Raw genomic sequence first — 22438 nt, 5'->3', positions numbered from 1 at the left:
GGAGTACTTGAGACAAACTTTTGGGGCGCCTCCCTGTTAAGTAAAAAAGTAAGGAAGTAAAATGGCAACAGGTACCGTAAAGTGGTTCAATGATTCTAAGGGCTTTGGATTTATTACGCCGGATGATGGTGGTGATGATTTGTTCGCACACTTTTCCGCAATTGTAGAATCTGGTTACAAAAGCCTGAAAGAGGGCCAGCGTGTGTCTTTCGATGTGACTGAAGGTCCAAAAGGCAAGCAAGCAAGCAATATCCAAAAAGCATAATGATTGTTTAGGGGCACCAAATGCAAAACGGCTCGCAGTGCGAGCCGTTTTTTTATGCCATCAGCCGAAGGCCCGGTAAGGCATTAAGCCATTTGCTTGATGATCTCGTCACCAAATTCAGCGGTGCCTACTTGCGTGGCGCCTTCCATCTGGCTGCTAAAGTCGCCGGTCACGCGCTTGCTGGCAATTGCTTTGGCGACGCCATTCAATACCAGGTCTGCGGCTTCAACCCAACCCATGTGGCGCAACATCATTTCGGCTGACAGAATCAGTGAGCTCGGATTGGCCAGGTTTTTACCGGCAATTTTAGGCGCAGTGCCATGGGTGGCTTCAAACATGGCAACGGTGTCGCTCAAGTTCGCGCCTGGGGCAATGCCGATGCCGCCCACTTGTGCGGCTAAAGCATCGCTCATGTAGTCACCATTCAGGTTCAAGGCAGCAACCACATCATAATCTTCCGGATGCAGCAAAATCTCTTGCAGGAAGGCATCTGCGATACAGTCTTTGATGACAATGCCGTTAGGCAATTTGCACCATGGACCACCGTCAATCAGCTCGGCACCAAATTCTTCTTTAGCCAGCTGGTAACCCCAGTCACGGAAGCCACCTTCGGTGAACTTCATGATGTTGCCCTTGTGGGTGATGGTCACCGATTTGCGGTTGTTATCAATCGCATATTGGATTGCTTTGCGGATCAGGCGCTTGCTGCCATCAATAGACACTGGCTTGATGCCGATGGAAGACGCTTCAGGGAAACGGATTTTCTTGCGTACGCCCATGTCGCTCAAGAAGTTGATGACTTTTTTCACTTCCTCAGTGCCAGCGGCCCATTCGATGCCGGCGTAAATATCTTCCGTATTTTCACGGAAAATCACCATGTCGGTTTTTTCAGGATGCTTGACCGGGCTGGGGACACCTGTGAAATACTGGATAGGGCGCAAGCAGACGTATAAATCCAGTTCCTGGCGCAAAGTCACATTCAATGAACGGATGCCACCGCCGACTGGAGTCGTCAACGGACCTTTGATCGAAATGACATAGTCTTTCAAGGCCGCCATGGTTTCATCTGAAAGCCAGGTATCTTTGTCATAAACCGTCGTCGATTTTTCGCCGGCGTAGACTTCCATCCAGGAAATCTTGCGTTTGCCGCCGTAGGCTTTTTCAACAGAGGTATCCACCACTTTGATCATGGGCGGCGTAATGTCAACGCCGATACCATCGCCCTCGATAAACGGGATAATAGGTTGGTCGGGAACATTTAGGGTATTATCAGCATTGACGGTGATTTTGCTGCCTGTGGCGGGCACCTTGATTTTAGACATAGCACTTTCCATGTTATTACTGTTTAACAAACCCTTTAACGTCGTTTGCCAGTTCACTGCTCACGAGAAGCATGCGACGCTCAAGGACTATATTCCGATTCCCAACGTGTATGCTGCCGGGCGGTTAGATACCGATTCTGAAGGATTGCTTATTTTAACCGATGACGGCGGATTACAACATCGTTTAAGCCATCCCAAACATAAACAGGTCAAAACCTACTGGGCGCAAGTCGAAGGTACTCCTACAGAAGCAGAATTGATGCCATTAAAGCAGGGCGTCGATTTAGGGGATTTTGTCACGCAGCCAGCGCAGGTCAGAATCATCGCCGAACCTGACCATTTGTGGCAGCGCGAGCCACCCATACGCGAACGCAAACATATCCCGACGACCTGGCTGGAGATTAAAATCAGTGAAGGCAAGAACCGCCAGGTGCGGCGAATGACCGCCCATGTGGGGTTTCCGACCTTGCGCCTGATCCGTTATGCCATAGGCCCGTACACGTTGGACGGAATCTTGCTTGGGCAATACCAGGAAGTCAGTTATAAGAAGGTAATGTCATGAAACAGGTGGTGGTATTCAGGCACGCTTGCTGCGAGGGTGCTGGTTATTTGGGCACTTTTTTAGCGCGGCATGCCATTCCTTGGTGCGAGGTGCGTATTGATAAAGGCGAGCCCGTGCCTGACTCAGTCGATGCATATAGTGGCATTGTGTTGATGGGCGGCCCCATGAGTGTCAACGATGATTTGCCCTGGATTCCGCCCTTACTGCAATTAATTCGCCAGGCAGTAGAAAAAGATGTTCCTTTGCTTGGGCACTGCCTGGGAGGGCAGTTAATCAGCAAGGCATTGGGCGGTGTGGTCAGTAAAAACCCGGTTAAAGAAATAGGCTGGGGGCAAGTGCAGGTGGCAGATCATCCTGTCGCTAGAGATTGGTTTGGTGACTTGCAAGGCTTTAACAGCTTTCACTGGCATGGCGAAACTTTTTCGGTGCCGCAAGGGGCGACACACGTGCTATCCAGCCCGTATTGCATCAACCAGGCTTATGTCATGGGCAAACACATCGGTTTGCAATGCCATATTGAGATGATGCCGGAGATGGTCAAGATTTGGACGGAACAATGGAAGAACGATATTGCCACGTCTGCAGCCAGCCCGGCTGTACAGTCTGCGGATACCATGCTGGCAAAAGTGAACGAGGATTGCGACGTGCTACATGCCGTTGCCGATAGGGTCTACAGCCGCTGGATACAGGGGCTGGCATAATCAAGCCCAGCTCACAGTCACCGATTAATCCGCGTGTTCGCTTTGGTGAGGTTGCAGTTTACGCATGGCGTAACGCCTTTTTTTGTAACGGTTGTATTGCCATAAATACTGCCCCGGGCATTGTGCAATCTGACGTTCAATTGCCTGGTTAAGCAAGCCGGGGGTGTGGATATCGTCCACTTTGGATAGGTGAATGTGAAACCCTTCGCCTGCGGCTAAGCGTTCGCCAAACGCCATAATCACTGTTGCTCCAGATTTAACCGCCAGTTTGCTCGCTAGCCCCATGGTATAAGCCGGTTTGCCAAAAAAATCAGCCCATTCGCCTTCGCCTTTTCTGGGAATCTGGTCGGGTAAAATACCAATCGCTTCTCCACGTTTTAGGGCTTGCAGCAATTTTTTAACCCCGGCGGCATTGGCTGGCGCCAGGGAAACATTGCCTTTTTGCCGGCCCTGTTGCAGTAAGTCTTCCAGCCAAGTCAGTTTTGGGGGGCGATAGAGCACGGTGATTGGGTGTTGACTGCCATAATAAATCGAGGTGATCTCAAAACAGCCCAGATGTGGCGTGAGGAAAATCAGGCCTTTGCCCGCACGTTGTGCTTCCTCTACGAGGTGCCAGCCAGTTGCTGCCTTCACCAAAGGCAGTAAACCGGATTGCGGGGCGCCCCAGATAAATAGTGATTCCATCAAGGATTTACCCGCTTCTATCCAGCTATGTTTGGCCAGTTGATGAACAGCCTTGATATCGTTGCAAAGACCGCTCTGCTGGATGTTCTCAATGGCTATGCGGGTACTTTTTTGATCCAGCCACCAATTCAACCTCCCCAACATTGCGCCCAAGCCTTGGATGTAGCCAAGTGGCAATTTGGAAAGCCATTTGCAAAAAAGTGCCAACATCAAAAATCTGCCTTGTCGAAAATCTCATTTCGGGTGCATTCTGTTAAAATCCACGCCGTAAACGCATCATATTAACAAATCATGGTTTGTTAGCCTGCCATTGATTGATTTATTTTGTAAATAAACGCGACTGATCATGGCAGGTCACTATGAGCGATATTGCTTGGATTAATCGATTTTTGAGTCTATGCATGAACGCTATCTTGCCTGGTAGCCTCGCGGGCAAAGAATCATCGTACCAAGATAAACATGACTTATGTATTCATCCTTTATGCTTATAAGCAACAAGCAACGCTGGTATGTTAATACGCCACATGGCTGCAAAAAACCAGGAATCTTGACGCAAGTATGATACTGACGCAATTGACATCTCCTGGCCCACTGCATCTACCAATCACACTGGCAGACCACTCAATCCTGTATCTGGATACGCTGGTCCGTGTGCTCAAAGGCCGTCGGCTGGTTTGCAAAGGGCGTTGGAACGGTCAGGCTGTTTATGCGAAGCTCTTTATGGGGAAGGATGCTGCTCGCTATGCCCGCCGTGATGCAGACGGCGCTCAGGCCATGGGGCAGGCGGGCATTCGCACCCCGGACTTGCTATGGCATGGGACTTTTGATCATCAATCAGATCAGGTCTTTGGTCTTTTATACGCGGAAGTACCCCATGCGATGGATGCTGAAGCGGCCTATCTGCAATCTGATGATGCCTCTCGTTGTCATTTGTTGTGCGAGCTAGTGGAAGTGCTTGCACGTCAGCACGCGGCAAATCTCTGCCAAACAGACTTACACTTGAAGAATTTTTTATTGGCGGATGGCTTGGTATGGGCGATTGATGGAGACGGGATACGGCAGCAATCCATCAGCCTGAAGCAGTCACACATGCAACTTTCAGAATTGATTGCAAAGTTGCATGTGCTGGATCAGATGAAGATGACGGAAATGTTGCTGCAAACCTACCTCAAAGTTCGTGGCTGGACAGAGACGTTGCCAGCTACTCAAGTTCTGGCGTCGGCTCGTGAGATGAAAACGCGTGAAGTCGAGCGGTTTGTGACGCGTAAACTCTTGCGTAACTGCAGTGACGTGAGTTGGCACCGAGATTCGCAGTCTGCGCAATCAGTGACGACTGCCGGTGGACTTCACATCACCGATCTACCCGCGCTGGAGGTTGCCATGCATTGTGGTCAGGTGCTCAAGGCGGGTAATACCTGCACCGTTGTCCATACTCAGTTGCAAGACAGAGCGGTCGTCATTAAGCGGTATAATATCAAGCACTGCTGGCATGCTTTAAGCCGTGCATGGCGGCCTAGTCGAGCAATGTCTTCATGGCAGAATGCACATCGCCTGCGATACTATGGCATGCTTACTCCGCAACCACTATTGATGTACGAGCGCCGCTTTTATGGTCTGCGTGGCCGCGCCTATTTTGTGTCTGCCTATAGTCCATGGCCTGATGCGAATACTTTTTTTCAGCAATGCCGCGATCAAGATATGCGCCAGCGCGTGATCGAGCAACTGGTCACGCTTTGCTACCAGTGGTTTTTGCTCAAGATTTCCCATGGTGATATGAAAACTAGCAATTTGCAGGTGACTGATCAGGGTGAGATTGTCGTTATTGACCTCGATAGCATGCAACAGCACCGCCGCACACAAATGGCTTTGCGGGCCCATGCCAAAGATATTCGCCGCCTGCTGCAAAATTGGCAAGCCGATACTTCCCTGTATAATGCGCTGGTGAAGTCGTTTAGCCTGGTTTATCAGGACCATACGCCACTAAAACTGGCAGGCATTTCCATTTAGTTGTTTCCATTAAGATCATTACGCGAGTTTCTGCATGATTGTTTTAGGTTTATCCGGTGCCTTGGGGCATGACGCTTCGGCTGCCATTCTGGTGGACGGCAAAATTGTCGCTGCGGCGGAAGAAGAACGTTTTATCCGCGACAAGCACGCCAAAAACCACTGGCCTTATGAAGCCGCAAGATTCTGTTTGAAGCAGGCAGGCATCACGCCAGACCAAGTGGATATTGTCGCTTTTCCTTATGGTGAAATACCGTTGACTTCTGCTGCGCGCTGGCATTATGCCAAACGCTACTGGTATGCTCCCGACCGTTCGCTGGATGCAATTTTTAACGGGAACCGCCGTTTCCGCCGCAACCGTGACAAATCGCTCAAACTGATGGAAGAATTGGGCTTGACCAAAGCCAAATATGTGCCGGTTGAGCACCATCTGGCGCATGCATCCAGTGCTTATCACCTGAGTGGATTCAAAGAAAAAACAGCGATTGTCGGCATTGATGGTAAAGGTGAGTATGCGACGACCTTTTTCGGTTATGGCGAAAACGGCAAGATTCACAAGATAAAAGAATTCTATGACCCGGATTCACTGGGTGGCCTATATGGCGCCATCACGGAATACCTGGGTTTTGAAATGCTCGATGGTGAGTTTAAGGTCATGGGCATGGCGCCTTATGGCGATCCTAATAAATATGACTTAAGCCGCCTGGCCAAGTTTGAAAATGGTGAGCTCATCATCAATACCGAATACGTGAACGTAGTGGGTTTGCGTCGCTATAAGGAGCAAGGTCCTGATGGCAAATCTAAGGGTTATTACTTCACGCCTAAACTCATTGAGTGGTTAGGGCCCAAGCGCGAAGGTGACGAGATCGACGATCCGTATATCCACTACGCGGCCAGTGTGCAAAAGCTACTCGAAGACTTGGCTTTGCAGATGATTGAGTATTATCTGGGCGATATCATCCGCGAGACCGGTAAGATTGTGATGGCGGGCGGGGTGGCGCTTAATGTGAAGCTCAATCAGCGCATTATCGCCTTGCCGCATGTGAAAGAATTGTTTGTGCAACCGGCGTCTGGCGATAATGGTACCAGCCTGGGCGCAGCCACGTATGCTGCACACCTGGCCGGCGAAACCATCCATAAAATGGAACATGCCTACCTCGGGCCTGCTTTCACGAACGAAGAATGTATCGCTGCGTGTGAAGCCCATCCGTCCAAGCCGGTCTTTACCCGCGTAGAAGATGGCCCGCGTAAAGCGGCCGAGTTGCTGGCGGCAGGGAATCCTTTGGCCTGGTTTCAGGGCCGCATGGAGTTTGGCCCGCGTGCGTTGGGTTGCCGCAGTATCCTCGGGGATCCAAGCTTTCCTGGCGTGGCCGACCGTATTAATGCGCAGATTAAATACCGTGAACGCTGGCGGCCATTCTGCCCGAGCATGCTTGACCGTGTGGCAGAAGATATCCTGCAAACCGATCATCCGGCGCCATACATGACGTTTACCTTTGATGTGAACCCGGCCTGGAAAGCACGTATTCCAGAAGTTGTGCACGAAGACGGAACGGCACGCGCGCAGATCGTTACCAAGGCAACCAATCCACGCTATTACGCTTTGATTGAACATCTGGAGCAATTGCGCGGCAATGGCGTGGTGCTCAATACTTCACTCAACCGGCGTGGCGAACCCATGATTTGCAGCCCGACCGATGCCCTGAACATGTTTTATGGCTGCGATCTCGAATATCTGATGATGGAAGATATTCTGGTCACCAAGTCTGCCTGAAAACCAGCCTGAAGCACACCGCTTCAAGCTGGTTTCTGCAAACGGTGTATATTGTTTTAAGTCATTGAATCCTCTAAAAAAACAATCAAATCTGGTAATTCAGTTTGACGTCTTGCACCAGTTTGGCGATAATCGCAGGTAGGGAACCTGTTTGGATTCATATATATTACGACCCTAAACTGTGACTAAATAGCAAGTTCAAAGCAGTTCATCTAGGATAGTTCATCAGGTAGTTAAAACACAGTTGAGCGATAGTCAATGAAACAATCTCACATTGAAGTAACAGAACGCATCATCGAGCGTAGCCGTCCGACACGTAAGGCGTATTTGCAGCGCATTGATGATTACCTGAACCGCGAAAAGGGCCCAGACCGCCTGGGCTGTGCCAATGTGGCGCACGCATTTGCGGCCATGCCACAAAACGACAAGTTCAAAATTTATGCTGAAAAGCCCACCCATGTCGGCATTGTGACCGCTTACAACGAGATGTTGTCTGCCCACCAGCCTTATGTGAACTATCCCGATATTATTCGAGATGAAGCACGCAAGCACGGCGCCACTGTACAGGTTGCTGGCGGTGTGCCCGCCATGTGTGACGGCATTACCCAGGGTGAGCCCGGCATGGAGCTTAGCCTGTTCAGCCGCGATACCATTGCCATGAGTACTGCTGTGGCATTGTCACATGACGTGTTTGACGCCGCATTACTGTTGGGCGTGTGTGACAAGATCGTGCCGGGGTTGCTGATTGGTGCCTTGCACTTTGGCCATTTGCCATGTGTATTCGTGCCAGCAGGCCCGATGAGCACCGGTATTGATAACACCTCCAAATCCAAAGTACGCGAAAAATACGCGCAAGGCCTGTGTGATCGCGATGAGTTGCTGGCCAGTGAGTCAGCGGCATATCACGGCGCCGGTACCTGCACCTTCTATGGAACAGCCAACAGTAACCAGATGCTACTCGAAGCGATGGGCTTGCATGTACCAGGGGCGGCGTTTATTCATCCGCATGATGGCATGCGTGAAGACTTGACCCGTGAGGCTGTGCGCTTGGTATTGCAAAATGCCAAGAAAGACAAATTTGTGCCGATTGGCCGCCTGGTAGATGAGCACGTGATTGTGAATGCTATGGTGGCCTTGCTGGCGACAGGTGGTTCTACCAATCATTTGATCCACTGGGTAGCGGTTGCACGTGCCGCAGGTATCATCATTGACTGGACTGATTTTCACTACCTGGCAAAAGCCACACCTTTACTGGCAAGTGTGTATCCTAACGGTAAGGCTGACGTCAACGAGTTCCAGACCGCAGGTGGCCCTGGCTTTGTGATCCGCGAGCTCATTGAGGGGGGCTACATGTACCCTGATGTCTACACTGTTGACGGTGGCGATTTACGTTCTTACGGCAAAAAACCTGAAAAAGAAGGTGACAAGCTGGTCTGGAAGGACTACCCGGCTGAAAGCGGTGACGAAACCATCGTACGTACCGCAGCACATCCTTTCAATGAGTCAGGTGGCCTGCGTTTGCTTAAAGGTAATTTAGGCCGTAGCGTGATCAAGATTTCTGCGGTGCCAGAAGACCGTCATATTATTGAAGCGCCTGCGATTGTGTTTGATGCACAGGAAGAGCTGCTAGCAGCCTTCGACCGTGGCGAGCTGGAAAAAGACTTTGTCGCCGTGGTGCGTTTCCAGGGCCCTAAAGCCAATGGTATGCCGGAACTGCATAAACTGACGCCACCACTGGCGGTTTTGCAGAACAAGGGTTTCCGCGTGGCGATTGTCACAGATGGCCGTATGAGTGGCGCGTCTGGCAAGATCCCGGCAGCAATTCACTTGAGTCCTGAAGCAAGCGCTGGTGGCCCCATTGCCAAAATCCGCAACGGCGACATTATCCGCTTGAATGGTACCGTCGGTCAGTTGAATGTGCTGGTAGACGAAGATACCTGGGCTGAACGTGAAGCTGAGGAATTGAGTGATGCCAAGCGCCATTACAATGCGCATGGCTTGGGTCGTGAATTGTTCGGTGGCATGCGTAGGAATGTATTGTCAGCCGAAGAAGGCGCAGTCACCTGGTTATAAACTTTGCAAATCAAGCGCTAACTTTGTTGTACTCGCTTGCCGTACTTATTGTACTGTCTGCGCTCGTACGTCGCGTTATCGCTTGATTGTCAAAGTTTAATGGATGCCAAAGAAAATAATTCTTTAAGTGCGAGTGAATGCACTTGAAGCCTCTCAAATTTTATTCAAACTGATAGAGACTATGAGTACATTAGAGTTAGCTAATCATGGCCCGGTGATTCCGGTCATTGTCATCAACAAAGTGGAAGATGCCGTGCCTATGGCAGAAGCCCTGCTGGAAGGCGGCATCAAGGTGCTGGAAGTGACTTTGCGTTCACCAGTGGCTTTGCAAGCCATGGAGGAAATTGCCAAGCATGTGCCTGATGCGATTTTGGGTTCCGGCACTGTGCGAAACCTCAAGGATGCCAAGAACTCAAAAGATGTAGGTTGCCAGTTTGCAGTCAGCCCAGGCTACACCAGTGAGTTGGGTAAATATGCCCGTGAAATCGGCCTGCCATTGCTGCCAGGCGTGTCTACAGGCTCAGAGATCATGATGGCGAATGCCGATGATTACTACTTCCTGAAATTGTTCCCTGCAGTCGCTGTGGGTGGTATTAACTTGCTTAAAGGCTTTGCCGGCCCGTTTGCTGATGTGAAATTCTGCCCAACAGGTGGCGTGAGCGTTGAAAGTGCACCACAGTTCCTGGCTTTGCCTAATGTCGTCGTCTGTGGCGGCACGTGGTTGACGCCAGCAGATGCCGTCGCAAACAAAGATTGGGCGCATATCACCAAACTGGCGAAAGAAGCATCGGCGATTGTCGCTGCGAAATAAGCGACGCATTCAGTCTATCGTTTATAATGAAGGCTTGTAGTAATACAAGCCTTTTTTATTATTCAGCCTATGTCACAGCGCCCAGACCTTTCCCAATACAAAACCATCGTGCTTGATTGCGATGGTGTCGTCCTCAATAGTAATCAGACCAAAGTGGATGCTTATTACAATACCGCCAAACGGATGGGTGGGACAGACGAACAGGCGCAAGCGTTTGTCGACTACCATATCAAGCTCGGTAGCATCCCGCGTAATGACAAAATCCGCTATTACATTACCGAGATCATCAAGCAGCCGCTGACACCGGAATTGTTCCAGGCCTTTATGGATACCTTTACTGAGATCCTCGACGAAACCTTGATGCAATGTGAGGTTGCCCCGGCGTTAAACGAGCTGAAGCAAGAAACTGCACAAGCAAAATGGATGCTGATGTCAGGAGGGGACCAGGAAGAGCTCAGGAACATTTTTCCGCGCCGTGGCCTGGATAATTTGTTCGAACTGGGCATTTATGGTGGCCCCACCAAAAAAAATGAGCATCTGGCAAACATGATTGCGGATGGCACCATCCAGTTTCCTGCCCTGTTTATTGGTGATAGTCGCTTTGATCACCAAGCGTCGACAGGTGCCGGGCTAGATTTTATATTTGTATCGGACTGGACGGATATGCCAGATTGGCAGAGTTACTGCAAACAGCATCACATAGTCGTGTGTCACCATCTGGAAATGTGCCTGAATAACGACGTTCACCATTAATTGAGCACCTTTGAGAGGGTGCGTCTACTCAACTATAATACCGAACATGGCAAAAGAAAAAAAAGTCACCATACTGGTGCCCAACTACAAAACGCCTGAAATCACTAAAATCTGTTTGCGCTTGTTGCGTAAATTTACTGATTTCAGTCAAGTTGAAGTGGTGGTGATAGACAACAACTCTCAGGATGCTTCCTTGGCATATTTGCGTGGTTTATCCTGGATTAAGTTGATTGAACGTCAACCCGCCCCGGATGATACCGTCCCCTTATCGCATTCGCGTGCGCTGGATCTTGCGCTTGCTGAAGTCAAGACGCCATTTGTCTTATCCATTCATACCGATACATTTGTCAAACGCAGTGACTGGCTGGATGTGCTATTAAAACCTTTCGACGAGCAGCCCGCGCTGGCCGGTGTGGGCTCATGGAAGCTGGAGTCAAAAACGGCATTGCAGCGTTGGGGGATACAGTTTGAACAATGCTGGAAAAAGGCCTTGCATCAATGCTTTGGTTACCGAGGCTATAATCCAAATCGGCTTGACCAGAGTAAATACTATCTTCGCAGCCACTGTGCCATGTATCGTACAGACGTGATTCGTGCATTGAATACCAGTTTTTCTGATGGTGACCAGACAGCAGGTAAAGTGATGCATGAAAAAATGGTGGCCGCTGGTTATCAGATGCTGTTTCTAGACTCATTGCAATTAGGTGAGTATGTAGATCATCTCAATCATGCGACGCTGATTTTTAATCCGCAATTAGGCACCAGCGACAAAAATATGCGTGAAGGCACCAAGCGCATTAACGCCAAGCTACGCGGAATAGACGGTGAGGCCATTCTCGCCGATAGCTGCCTGGATCAATAACCTATCATGCGTTCAAAATTACTGAGCCTGGCTTATTATTTGCCGCAATTTCACGAGATTGAAGAAAATAACCGCTGGTGGGGACCTGGTTTCACGGAGTGGCAGCAGCTTAATAGCGCAAAGTCATATTTCAGCTGGCAGCACATACGCAAGCCGGATACCCCGTTTGGGGACTACGATCTGTTAAACCCCGCAGTTTTTGAGTGGCAGCAGGCCATCGCAGGAAAGCACGGCATTGACGGTTTTTTGGTGTTCGATTACTGGTTTGGCAGAGGTAAAAAGTTACTGGAAAAGCCGATGCAGCTCGTGCTGGATCAGCAGCTCAATTTTAAATATGCTTTTTGCTGGGCGAATCACACCTGGTATAACAAGCGGCAACATATTACCTTGCAGGAGCAGTTGTATCTAGGTAAAGAAGACTATTCTGCTTATTTTGACCAATTGTTACCGCACTTTCAGTCTGCTAACTATATTAAAGTCGATGGCAAGCCTGTTTTCTCGATTTTTAGTCCGAAGGATATTCCCGATCTTGAAGTGTTTATTGATACCTTTAAGCAATGCGCGCAAGCTCATGGGTTGCCTGGGATCTACTGGCTGGCCGACAATACAGAACCGCATCAGCCATGGAAGCGCTATTTCGACGGGTATAACAAATCGGGCAGTATTTTTAAATGGCGCAAGCGGGATAACTTGTGGTCCTATTTACGAGAAAAGCTGGCACGCAACTATCAGTTCAAGAATCTAGGCCCGTTTGTATACAGTTATGAAGGCTTGGTCATCAACAATGAGCCTTTATCAGACGACCCGAATCAAGTGCCTATTATATTCACTGGCTGGGATACCACTCCCAGACATTTACGTCGTGGCACTATACTGCGGGGATTTGATCCTCATCGCTTTGAAATACATCTTGCAAATATTGCCACGCAGCTTGCGCAGCGTAAACACCAACTTTCCACGCAAGTGGTGATTATCAAATCCTGGAACGAGTGGGCAGAAGGTAATGTGATTGAGCCGGATCAACAATGGCGAATGCAGTTGCTTGAACAATATTTATTGTTCACCCGGAAGGTAAAAGCATGAGTTCCCTTACTCCCAAAGTCCTCAGTCATTTGATTTTCAAACTCCGCAGATTCAGATACCGGACGAATGAGGCACCTTGCCCAGATCGCTTGATATTGACCTATCTTTGTCCTAATGCGAAAAGGGCTTCAGGCGGTGTCAAGGTGATTTACAGGCACGTATCGCAAATTAACCAGATGCACCTGGATGGGGTGAAAGCGCAAATTTTTCATCCCAAGGATTTGGGTTTTCGTTGTGAACTGCCTTTTGATGATCTGGCCTTTAAAGAGAGTTTTAGCTTCAATAAAAGCAACGAAGTCCTGGTGATTCACGAAATGTGGGCAGCCAGAGAGGCCAGGATCGCGCGTGATAAGGGCATACGCTACATTATTCAAGTACAGAATGGATACGAAATTTTTAGAAAAGCCACGATGGCATCGGTTTATCCAGCTTACGAGCACGCAGAGTTGATTACTTGTGTTTCAGATGATATTCATGCCTGTCTGGTCTTTCTGTTTCCTGAGTTTAAGCAAAAAATTGTCAGATTGCATTTATCCGTAGAAAGTGATGTTTTCAAGCCGAGTGAACCAAAGCAGAATCTGATTACCTATATGCCACGCAAACTCGAAAAACACTCGAGATTGGTGGTTAACTATCTTGCCAGAAAGCTGCCGGATACCTGGAGTCTGTTACCTATTCAAAACATGAATCAGAGTGAAGTCGCTCAAGCATTGGCAAAGTCCAGGATTTTTTTGTCTTTTAGTGAGTTGGAAGGTCTGGGATTGCCGCCCCTGGAGGCAGCCTTGGCTGGCAATCTGGTCATTGGCTACACTGGTCAGGCAGGCAAAGAGTATTGGCTTGAAAATCAGTTTCACGAAGTGCATTGTGGCGATATCAGACAGTTTGCAATATTGACTCTGGATAAAATCAATGATTTTGATCGCGGACGCATTGATGTAGAAAGCTTTGATCAAAATATTGCCCTGTTGAAAAATCGATTCAGTGTAGCGCAAGAGCTTGCAGATTTGCGTGACCTGGCTCAACGATTGTTGGCAAGGCTTATTTAAATACCTGACGTTATAGTGCTTGTCTGCATGAATTTCTGACGATAAATTACAAGTGGAAAACATTCGTCAGAGTCTATTGTTATTGCACATAGAATCCATAAAAATGACTACTCATCGTAAAAATCTACTTGTTTATCTGGCGTTGGTCCTATCCTTTCTCACGTGTCTACGCGTGTTATGGATTCAGCACGGCTGGATTGCCAATGATTCCATGCTGTATTTTGAAATGGCGCGTCATTTTTCCGTTGGTGAGTTCAAAAAGGCCTTTGCGGTTGAGGGATTCACCTGGGGCTTGTATCCTGGACTGATTGCTCTAGTGCATGTGGTCAGCGGGCTCAGTTTGCAAGCCTCGGCAAATCTTTTAATCGTCCTGTTCTTTATGTTGATAGTTTGGGGATTAATGCGAATGGTCAGTATTGCCGGAGGCAATGAGCATATGCAGTCTTACGCTGTGTTCTTGCTGCTTGGTGCAGGCTATATTGTCGGCGATGTATTGCCGATGGCAAGCCGGGACCTAGGTTATTGGGCAATGATAATACACGCCATTAATCAGTTGATTCTTTTTTATCAGCATGGCCGCTGGCGGAGCGCACTTAACTGGCAAGGGCTGGCATTGCTGGCAATGCTGTTTAGGATTGAAGGGGCTGTACACCTGCTGGTTCTGCCCTTGGTCGGTTTTTTTATTTCATCTACAGCATCTTCCACTCTGCAGCGGATTGTCATGCCGTATGTATTGCTGATATTTGCTGCTCTTTTATCCCCGCTGGTCGTGCTGTTGGGTCATATCAATCTGGATGACCTTGGCAGAGTCAAAGAGCTGGTGACTGGTTTAAGCGATATTAAGGCCAATATTGAACAGAATCTGGTACGCCGGGTTGAAGTGATGCATATTCATGTGATTGGAGATCCTTTTCGAGAATATGCGTGGTTCACATTCTTGTTGGCTTATTTTTCCATTACAACCCTTAAATGCCTGAGTGTTGCCGGATGGGCGCCTACATTACTTGCATGGGCAGAAAGGCGGACGGTTAAGAAAAGTGTTCAGCCGGTTGCGTATCGAGTATTGTTTTTCTGGCTGATTATTTCATGGTTGATTGGCTGTTTGATCACGTTTAAAGTCAATTTACTTTCGCCCCGCTATGTTGCGCTGTTTGGTTTTGTACTCATTGTATTTGCTAGTTTTGCACTGTATCGACTGCTTCATCAAAAGACCACTATCAGTCTCGCAAAGAAGCTACTGCTAGGATTAACTGGATTAATTGTCATTGCCGGCTTTATCAGTAATATCAAACCAAAACATGAAAGCTTTTATTATGAGATTGATGCCGTCCACTATGTTCAGGACAGGTTAAATCCTGGTGAACAGGCACTTTATACTTCTGCCAAACAACGCTTCTATGCCGGAGCGCCGTTTGATACACGGTTCGACTATGACTGGACAGACCTGCAAAAGCGCATTGAAGCCGGCAATATTCAGCAATACCGCTATATATCCATTAAATCGGATATTTATCCTGCGGAGCAATCCCGTCTTTCAGACTTGAATCTGCAGTCGCATGGATTTCAATTAGAAAAAACATTCTCCGGACACAAAAATAAAAAGCTGGTACTGATATTCAGGCGCAAAAACTAATCTAATGTGGGGGATGCAAAAGAAAGTGGTGCATTTTATTCGTCAGCCAGGTGGTTTTAAAGAGCCCGAATCTCACCTGATTCAGGTAACTTTCAAGTAACAAATGCCAGTTTTCTTGGCCAAATGCCGCATTCAGCTTAGCATAGCGTGTCAGATGCCTGAAACTACGCAGTCTTGTCGTAAACCATAAAGACCATGGGTAGATATCCATATCGGCGATATCAATCAATCCTAATTGGCCCTGAGGGGTCAATACAATATTGCCCAAGTGCAATGAGCGGAAATAAATGCCTTTAGCGTGCAGTTCAGCAATAAAGCCCCCCAGCTTTACAATCAGTGACCTTTCGAGCATTTGGTGTTCCAGTAGATGTTTTAATGTTTCTCCCGCCAGAGGGGCGTATTCAACAACATAGGTATGGTGCATGCCTTGCTGCCTGTCACCATAAGCTCCGTTGCTGCCAGGTGCGCGTAGTAGCTTGGCATCTTCTACCCGATAGCACTGCTTGATTGTGACTGTAGGGATGCCGAGGCTCTCGAGTTTGCGAGCATGCTTGCAGAATCTTTGAGCATACCCGTGCAGTCTCGCCCAACCATAAAGATGTCGGAGACGGAAGACTTTCAAGTAGTTGCCATTGGGCAGTTGCATGACCTTGATGCCACGGGGGTCATATTCTACGAGAGTGGCTTGTGTAAGATGTTGTGCGGTGAGCAGAGGATAGGCCATAAACGTATGTTCATGCAGAGATTAATAAATGCTGCATAACCCGGTCTGGTTTAATCTGTTTCAGGCAATTTAAGTGACCCAGTGGGCACACGCGTTCAAAACAAGGGCTGCACTCCAGTCCCAAATATTCAATCACTGCCTGCGGGTGCATTGGGGGCGTATGCTTTGGATCTGACGAACCATAAATCGCGATCAGTTTTTTGTCGAGGGCGGCAGCCACATGCATCAACCCGGAGTCGTTGCTGATCACGGTATGGCAGAGCGACATTAAATCGATGGCTTCACCAAGTTTGGTTTGGCCGGCCAAATCCACACAACGTTGTTGGGTGAGTTGCTGAATGGTGACAGTGACTGGCTGGTCTTTTACCGAGCCGAATAACCACACTTGCCAACCTTGGTTCAGGGCATGATTGGCGACTTCAGCGTAGTATTCTGCCGGCCAGCGCTTGGCGTCACCATATTCTGCACCCGGGCACAGGCCCAGTACAGGCCGCTGTGTATGCGGAATACTGAACTTGGTTAGCAGTGTTTTGGCATGCTCTGGGTCTGCCCGTAACACTGGTTGCGGGATCTGACCAGCAAGTGGCTTGTTTTTTTGCAGTCCGAGCGCGACAAAACGCTCAACAGTCATCCTGAGTACACTTTTGTCCAGTGGCCGCATATCATTCACCAGACCATAACGCATCTCACCCTTGAAACCGGTACGAACGGGAATGTCGGCTGCCCATGGAAGAATGGCAGATTTCAGGCTGTTGGTGAGCAGAATCGCTTGGGTAAACCCTTGTTTGGCTAGTTGTCGTCCAAGTTTGAAACGCTCACGCAAAGCCAGGTCACCATGTTTAAATGGCAAGGCAATGGCATGTGTGACCTCAGGCATTCTCTCCAGCAATGGCAAGGTCCATGCAGGTGCAGCGACGGTGATTTCGCAGTCAGCTTGATCTGTTTTCAGTTGCTTGAACAGGCTTTGCGCCAGCACCATGTCGCCGACCCACGACGGGCCCATCACCAGTATCTTGTTCATGCGTGCATTTTTTTGATCAGGTTAGTGGTGCTCCGGCCTTCTACCAGGTCAATCAGGGCAATCTCACCGCCCCAGGAGAGCACTTCCTGGCCACCTACTACCTGGTCGGCTGTATAGTCGCTGCCTTTGGCAATCACATCAGGCTTGATTGCATTGATCAGGTTGAGTGGCGTGTCTTCATCAAACAATATGACCGCGTCTATAGATTCCAGGGCTGCCAGTACCCGTGCACGGTCTTGTTCGTTGACCACTGGGCGGGTGGGGCCTTTGAGCGCAGACACCGAGCGATCGGTGTTCAGGCCGAGAATCAGCCGGTCACCACGTTTTTTTGCACCTTCGAGGTATGTCACATGTCCTGCATGCAATAAATCAAAGCAGCCATTGGTGAATACAATTTTCTGCCCCTGCTGTTTCCAGGAGGCTACTTTATGCAACAGATCGGGTAATTCGCTTACCTTATGCGCCTGCTCGCTGCCTTGCGCCGTCGCGATGGCATCTATCAAGTCGACTTTGGTGATTGGTACCGTACCCACTTTGCCGACAACCACCCCGGCAGCAATATTCGCCAGTGATAGGCTATCGAGCGCGTTTAAGCCATGCATTAATCCAGCGGCCAATGTGGCAATGACAGTATCACCAGCGCCAGACACATCAAACACCTGTTTGGCTGTTGCACTCAGATGGCTGGTTTGCTCTGCAATCAGCGTAATACCTTCTTCGCCGCGCGTGACTGCTAAAAAGTCTAAAGCCAACGCGGCTTTGAGCCTACTCGCCTTCTCAATCAAGGCGGCATCATTTACCTGAGTGTCACATGCTTCAGCCGTTTCTTTTTTGTTTGGGGTCAGGGCAGTCGCGCCACGGTATTTATCGTAGTTGCGCCCTTTAGGGTCAACCAGTACCGGAATATTGTGTGTGCGGCCATACGCAATCACTTGCTGGCAGACTGCTTCAGTGAGCAGTCCTTTCGCGTAATCCGATAAAATGATCAGCGCAGGTTGCTGCTGCAAGGCCGTCTGGATCGCTTGCATTACCTGACTGGCTTCAGTCACCGTGAGCTCGGAAGCAATCTCCTGATCCAGGCGCATCATTTGCTGATGCCCACCCAGAATACGGGTTTTTGCGATGGTTGGGCGTGAAGGGGTGGTGATCATGGCTTGGGTGTTGATGCCATACTCTGACATAGCTGCCAGCAATCGCTGACCCTCATTATCATTGCCAATCAGGCCTACCATGCGCGTCTGTATCCCTAGCAATACCAGGTTCGCAGCCACATTGGCGGCACCGCCTGCACGTTGTTGTTCTGATTTAATCAGTACCACCGGCACTGGAGCCTCCGGAGAAATCCGGTTCACTTCACCCATCAGGTAGCGATCCAGCATCACATCGCCAATCACCAGTGCATGCTGTTGGGTTTCACCAAAATGCGGAACAAGTTTAGCAATGATAGGATTCATCAGGATTCCAGAATCTCACACAGGCAGTGGCCGATAAAAATGTGTGCCTCCTGAATACGGGCCGTGACGCTGGAAGGGACCACAATGTTGTGTTTGCACAAGGTATTCATTTTGCCACCGCTGCCACCGGTCATACCTATGGTGGTTGCGCCGATTTCATTGGCGGTCTCAATGGCGCGGACCACATTCGCGCTATTGCCACTAGTAGTCAAGCCAATCAATATATCTTCCGGACGGCACAAAGCCTCCACCTGGCGCGCAAAAATATAGTCATAGCCATAATCGTTTCCCACTGAAGTGAGGATGGACGTATCCGTCGTCAGGGCGATAGACGGCAATCCTTTACGCTCTTTCTTAAAGCGGCCAACAATCTCGGCCGCAATATGCTGACTATCTGCCGCACTGCCGCCGTTACCGCACAACAACACCTTGCCGCCGCGCTGGATACAATCGCGCAGCAGGTTGCCAACTTCACTGATCAACGGGAATAAGGATTCCAGGGCCTGGAACATCGCCATATGGGCAGCATGTTCACCTTTAAGGTATTCAATATTATTCATATCGCTCACAATCTCTGAAACCAGTTATGCGTAAGGGTCATCCTGCAGCAAATAGTTCTGCACGTAGTCCTTTACGCCTTCTTCCAGTGTAGTAAATGGCTTTTTATAACCTGCATCGCGCAGTTTTTTCATCTCTGCCTGCGTAAAGTACTGATATTTGCCCTGTAAGTCTTGCGGCATGTCAATGTAAGTGATGTTGGGTTCGCGGCCCATGCTGGTCATCACGTTCGTTGCCAAGTCTTTAAAGCTACGTGCCTGGCCGGTGCCTATGTTGTAAATCGCATTGGCCACAGGTTTGTTTTTCAATGCCGCTTCGAGGAAGAAACCCATCACATCGGCCACATCTTTCACATAGACAAAGTCACGTAACTGCATGCCATCTTCCACGCCAGGATTGGTGCCTTTAAACAGGCGCATGGTGCCGGTTTCGCTAAACTGGTTAAACGTGTGATATGCCACGCTGGCCATGCGCTCTTTATGGTATTCGTTCGGCCCATAGACATTAAAAAACTTGAATCCGGCCCATGCTGGAGGTGTCGCCTGTTTTTGTGCCACCTGCTGCATTACCCACTGGTCAAAAAAATGCTTGGAATAACCATAACCATTCAAAGGGCGCAGGTTCTCAATGCTGGCATCATCATAACCTTGTTCGCCACCCCCATAAGTCGCGGCAGAACTGGCATAGAAAAACGGCACTTCATACTCAGTACACCAGGACCACAAATCCTGCGAGTAATGCATGTTATCTGCCACCAGCTTGTTAAAGTCACGCTCGGTGGTCGCGCTGATCGCCCCCATATGAATCACCGCCGTGATGCCGTCATTCTCTTCCAGGAATTCAAACAGCTGGTCTTTATCCAGATATTCGGCATAGTGGCGGTGTACCAGGTTTTGCCACTGGTTTTCATGCGTGATGCGGTCAACAATCACCAGGTCTTGTCGACCCAGCTTGTTGTTCAAATGCCAGGCCATGATAGAACCAATCATGCCTGCACCACCGGTGATAATGATCATAGGGGAACGATAAAAACGTTAAAACTCGATTATAACGCGTAATCGGGGAGGGCTGGCAGTGGAATGGAACAATGGTTGTCTGCATGCCTGACGTATCTGGTGTTCTTACGCTATTATTAGAAAACTAGTAAGGCGTTTGAGGTTGATTCGTTAGATTGCGCGGAGTAGTTCTGCATGACCTTATTCTGAAGCGTTTGAAGAGGTCTCGCGCAAACAAGACTAGGTGTCTACAAAACCGTAATCCAGATTGAATATGATGAGGATGCTTAAGGCTTTACCATTAATTGTATTTCTTACAAGCTGTTCAAATGAAATGATTGTATTGCACAGCAAAGTGAAACAGTCGAGAACTGAAGGAAATTTTTCATCTAGTTTCGGTACATTTCCAATTGCAAAAAATTATACTAATTTCTTCACTTATGCAGATGTTGAAGGTGAGATAGATCTCAATAATCAATTGAAGTTTGACATAAAGAACGACACTTTTTCTTTAGATAGCCAAGATAAGCATTTAAAAGTAAACGTAGCTTTATATCAATTAAGAAATGAAAAAACTAATTACTTATTGAGTGATATCAGCGGTGCTATTTATTTACTTAATGGCCGTGTTATTAGACCTATACGTACTTATATTGAAAAATCATTTTCCTCTTGCGTTGTTAGTGTCTATGATTCAAGAGTGTCTGATGCAAGCGAGTCCTACAGTGTTCAGGTAGCTCCAGAAAAAACATGCTTGGTTTTTGAATACCAAGAGGTTGTTAATCCCGAAATCAAATTTATATTAAAGCTTGCCAATCTTAAAGCAGGGAATGAGTACCGTGAATTAGAGTTTAATTTTACTCCTATGGTTATTAAACACACATCTCATTAATGGGCTAATAAATTTGTGGTTTTGTTTTGTTAATTTCGATTCATGGATGATCTAATGATCATTGCTTAGCTAATTTATTATTACAACTTCTACTAGCGTCCAGCACCTAACTCCAAAGCGCGTTCCCTAGTTGCTTTTAGTTCAGCCTCAGCTTGCATCTGATTAAAATCATTACTCACCCAACCCTGCAAATGTTCCAACGCAATATCTCGCATCGCTTCAATCCAAACCGCTTCGCTATTTAGCGCCGGGATGTAGTGGTACTCGCCACCACCGACTGACTGGAACAAGTGTTTGCCTTCCATGGCAATCTCTTCTAGCGTTTCCAGGCAGTCGCTGCTAAAGCCAGGGCAGACGACATCTATGCGTTTGAGTTGCTGTTTGCCTAAGGCATCCAGTGTGTTGGCGAGGTAAGGCTGCAGCCATTCCTGGCGGCCAAAGCGGGACTGGAACGCAACTTGGTATTGTTCTTTTTTTAAGCCCAAAGCTTCTGCCAGCAAGCGCGCAGTTTTGTGGCATTCGCAGTGGTAGGGATCACCTTTGAGCAGGTGGAATTTCGGTACGCCGTGAAAACTCATGACCAGTTTTTCGGGTTTGCCATGTTGCTTCCAGTACGCCTGGATATGGCTGGCCAGCGCCTGAATATAGAGAGGATGGTCGTGGTAGTGCTTAATGGTGCGGATGGCGGGTACATTACGCATTCTAAGCAGCACGCGCCACACGGCGTCTAGCGCAGCAGCGGTGCTGCTGGCGGCATATTGCGGGTAGAGCGGGAATACCAGGATGCGGTCACAGCCTTGCGCTTTGAGTGATTCTATGGCGCTTTTCATACTGGGGTTGCCATAAGTCATGCCCAGTTCAACGGCAAAAGGCGAGTTAATTTTTTCTGACAGGTAGCCTTGAAGCAGTTTCTTTTGCTGCTGGGCGTACACCATCAGGGGAGAGCCTTCTTTGCCCCAGATGCTGGCGTATTTTTCGGCAGATTTTTTCGGGCGGACTACAAGGATAATGCAATGCAAAATCCAGCACCAGATAAAGCGTGGAATTTCAACCACACGCCTGTCCATGAGGAACTGTTGCAAATAAGGGCGTAATGCTTTGGCTGTCGGTGCATCTGGCGTACCGAGGTTGGCTAACAGGATTCCCACTTTTGGTTGGCTGCCGTGGGTGTAAGCAGGCTCAGGTTCGTAATAACTCATAAGGGCATTTTAAGCGAATAAA

The 22438-nt window shown here is 48.7% G+C and carries 21 protein-coding genes; 13 read left to right on the top strand and 8 right to left on the bottom strand.

The window, feature by feature from the left end; genetic code table 11:
• Positions 1 to 61: 61 nt before the first annotated feature.
• Complete coding sequence (locus ACJ67_RS10040) at positions 62 to 265, top strand: cold-shock protein (RefSeq protein ID WP_013441419.1); 204 nt, start codon at positions 62 to 64, stop codon at positions 263 to 265.
• 83 nt (positions 266 to 348) lie between these two features.
• Here the strand turns inward: ACJ67_RS10040 and icd are convergent, their stop codons facing one another.
• Positions 349 to 1587 carry an NADP-dependent isocitrate dehydrogenase gene (gene icd, locus ACJ67_RS10035; RefSeq protein WP_369799079.1) on the bottom strand — a complete coding sequence of 413 codons (1239 nt, stop codon included), beginning with the start codon at positions 1585 to 1587 and terminating at the stop codon, positions 349 to 351.
• A gap of 10 nt (positions 1588 to 1597) precedes the next feature.
• Here icd and ACJ67_RS10030 point away from each other — a divergent pair, with 10 nt between their 5' ends.
• Together ACJ67_RS10030 and ACJ67_RS10025 are read left to right on the top strand one after the other, a co-directional pair.
• On the top strand, positions 1598 to 2149 hold the full coding sequence (locus ACJ67_RS10030; protein WP_049638958.1) for an rRNA large subunit pseudouridine synthase E: 552 nt from the start codon (positions 1598 to 1600) through the stop codon (positions 2147 to 2149).
• Positions 2146 to 2850: a type 1 glutamine amidotransferase gene (locus tag ACJ67_RS10025; RefSeq protein WP_049638957.1), complete on the top strand. Its 705-nt coding sequence runs from the start codon at positions 2146 to 2148 to the stop codon at positions 2848 to 2850. Before ACJ67_RS10030 ends, ACJ67_RS10025 begins: the two co-directional genes overlap by 4 nt.
• 24 nt (positions 2851 to 2874) lie before the next feature.
• On the opposite strand, the gene ACJ67_RS10020 is transcribed toward ACJ67_RS10025, so the two are convergent.
• A complete protein-coding gene (locus tag ACJ67_RS10020) occupies positions 2875 to 3744 on the bottom strand; it encodes a lysophospholipid acyltransferase family protein (protein ID WP_049638956.1) in 870 nt (289 codons plus the stop codon).
• Positions 3745 to 4092: 348 nt separating this feature from the next.
• Here ACJ67_RS10020 and ACJ67_RS10015 point away from each other — a divergent pair, with 348 nt between their 5' ends.
• The 9 genes from ACJ67_RS10015 to ACJ67_RS09975 all read left to right on the top strand — a co-directional run bounded on the left by ACJ67_RS10015 (position 4093) and on the right by ACJ67_RS09975 (position 15573).
• Entirely contained in the window at positions 4093 to 5541 is a 1449-nt protein-coding gene (locus tag ACJ67_RS10015; protein ID WP_049638955.1) for a lipopolysaccharide kinase InaA family protein, read from the top strand.
• Positions 5542 to 5575: 34 nt separating this feature from the next.
• Positions 5576 to 7312 carry a carbamoyltransferase gene (locus ACJ67_RS10010; protein ID WP_049638954.1) on the top strand — a complete coding sequence of 579 codons (1737 nt, stop codon included), beginning with the start codon at positions 5576 to 5578 and terminating at the stop codon, positions 7310 to 7312.
• 258 nt (positions 7313 to 7570) lie between these two features.
• Entirely contained in the window at positions 7571 to 9385 is a 1815-nt protein-coding gene (edd, locus tag ACJ67_RS10005; RefSeq protein WP_018986474.1) for a phosphogluconate dehydratase, read from the top strand.
• Positions 9386 to 9566: 181 nt separating this feature from the next.
• Positions 9567 to 10196 (top strand): bifunctional 4-hydroxy-2-oxoglutarate aldolase/2-dehydro-3-deoxy-phosphogluconate aldolase, encoded by a 630-nt coding sequence (eda, locus tag ACJ67_RS10000; RefSeq protein WP_049639867.1) that lies wholly within the window; start codon positions 9567 to 9569, stop codon positions 10194 to 10196.
• 69 nt (positions 10197 to 10265) lie between these two features.
• On the top strand, positions 10266 to 10949 hold the full coding sequence (locus tag ACJ67_RS09995) for an HAD family hydrolase (RefSeq protein WP_049638953.1): 684 nt from the start codon (positions 10266 to 10268) through the stop codon (positions 10947 to 10949).
• Between the two features lie 46 nt (positions 10950 to 10995).
• The gene (locus ACJ67_RS09990; protein ID WP_049638952.1) at positions 10996 to 11811 is read left to right on the top strand and encodes a glycosyltransferase family 2 protein; all 816 of its coding nucleotides are present in this window, start codon (positions 10996 to 10998) and stop codon (positions 11809 to 11811) included.
• 6 nt (positions 11812 to 11817) lie between these two features.
• A complete protein-coding gene (locus ACJ67_RS09985; protein WP_049638951.1) occupies positions 11818 to 12894 on the top strand; it encodes a glycoside hydrolase family 99-like domain-containing protein in 1077 nt (358 codons plus the stop codon).
• Between the two features lie 143 nt (positions 12895 to 13037).
• Entirely contained in the window at positions 13038 to 13940 is a 903-nt protein-coding gene (locus ACJ67_RS09980; protein WP_156171669.1) for a glycosyltransferase, read from the top strand.
• A 172-nt stretch (positions 13941 to 14112) separates the two neighbouring features.
• A complete protein-coding gene (locus ACJ67_RS09975; protein WP_049638949.1) occupies positions 14113 to 15573 on the top strand; it encodes a hypothetical protein in 1461 nt (486 codons plus the stop codon).
• A 1-nt stretch (position 15574) separates the two neighbouring features.
• Here the strand turns inward: ACJ67_RS09975 and ACJ67_RS09970 are convergent, their stop codons facing one another.
• From ACJ67_RS09970 to rfaD, 5 genes are read right to left on the bottom strand one after another with little or no spacing between them, the layout of a single operon-like run.
• A complete protein-coding gene (locus tag ACJ67_RS09970; RefSeq protein ID WP_049638948.1) occupies positions 15575 to 16297 on the bottom strand; it encodes a hypothetical protein in 723 nt (240 codons plus the stop codon).
• Between the two features lie 10 nt (positions 16298 to 16307).
• Entirely contained in the window at positions 16308 to 17318 is a 1011-nt protein-coding gene (gene waaF / locus ACJ67_RS09965; RefSeq protein ID WP_049638947.1) for a lipopolysaccharide heptosyltransferase II, read from the bottom strand.
• Positions 17315 to 18772 carry a bifunctional D-glycero-beta-D-manno-heptose-7-phosphate kinase/D-glycero-beta-D-manno-heptose 1-phosphate adenylyltransferase HldE gene (gene hldE / locus ACJ67_RS09960; RefSeq protein WP_049638946.1) on the bottom strand — a complete coding sequence of 486 codons (1458 nt, stop codon included), beginning with the start codon at positions 18770 to 18772 and terminating at the stop codon, positions 17315 to 17317. The genes waaF and hldE overlap by 4 nt, the downstream gene beginning before the upstream one ends.
• Positions 18772 to 19332 carry a D-sedoheptulose 7-phosphate isomerase gene (gmhA, locus tag ACJ67_RS09955; protein WP_049638945.1) on the bottom strand — a complete coding sequence of 187 codons (561 nt, stop codon included), beginning with the start codon at positions 19330 to 19332 and terminating at the stop codon, positions 18772 to 18774. Before gmhA ends, hldE begins: the two co-directional genes overlap by 1 nt.
• 24 nt (positions 19333 to 19356) lie before the next feature.
• Entirely contained in the window at positions 19357 to 20346 is a 990-nt protein-coding gene (gene rfaD, locus ACJ67_RS09950) for an ADP-glyceromanno-heptose 6-epimerase (protein WP_049638944.1), read from the bottom strand.
• Between the two features lie 253 nt (positions 20347 to 20599).
• Between rfaD and ACJ67_RS09945 the strand changes: the two genes are divergently transcribed.
• Positions 20600 to 21217 carry a hypothetical protein gene (locus ACJ67_RS09945; RefSeq protein WP_156171668.1) on the top strand — a complete coding sequence of 206 codons (618 nt, stop codon included), beginning with the start codon at positions 20600 to 20602 and terminating at the stop codon, positions 21215 to 21217.
• A gap of 92 nt (positions 21218 to 21309) precedes the next feature.
• Here the strand turns inward: ACJ67_RS09945 and hemH are convergent, their stop codons facing one another.
• Entirely contained in the window at positions 21310 to 22416 is a 1107-nt protein-coding gene (gene hemH / locus ACJ67_RS09940) for a ferrochelatase (RefSeq protein ID WP_049638942.1), read from the bottom strand.
• Between the last annotated feature and the right edge of the window lie 22 nt (positions 22417 to 22438).

The organism is Methylophilus sp. TWE2 (assembly GCF_001183865.1).
GTDB lineage: Bacteria > Pseudomonadota > Gammaproteobacteria > Burkholderiales > Methylophilaceae > Methylophilus.
The sequence above is the reverse complement of the archived record's forward strand: the minus strand, read 5'-3'. Positions and strand labels throughout refer to the sequence as shown.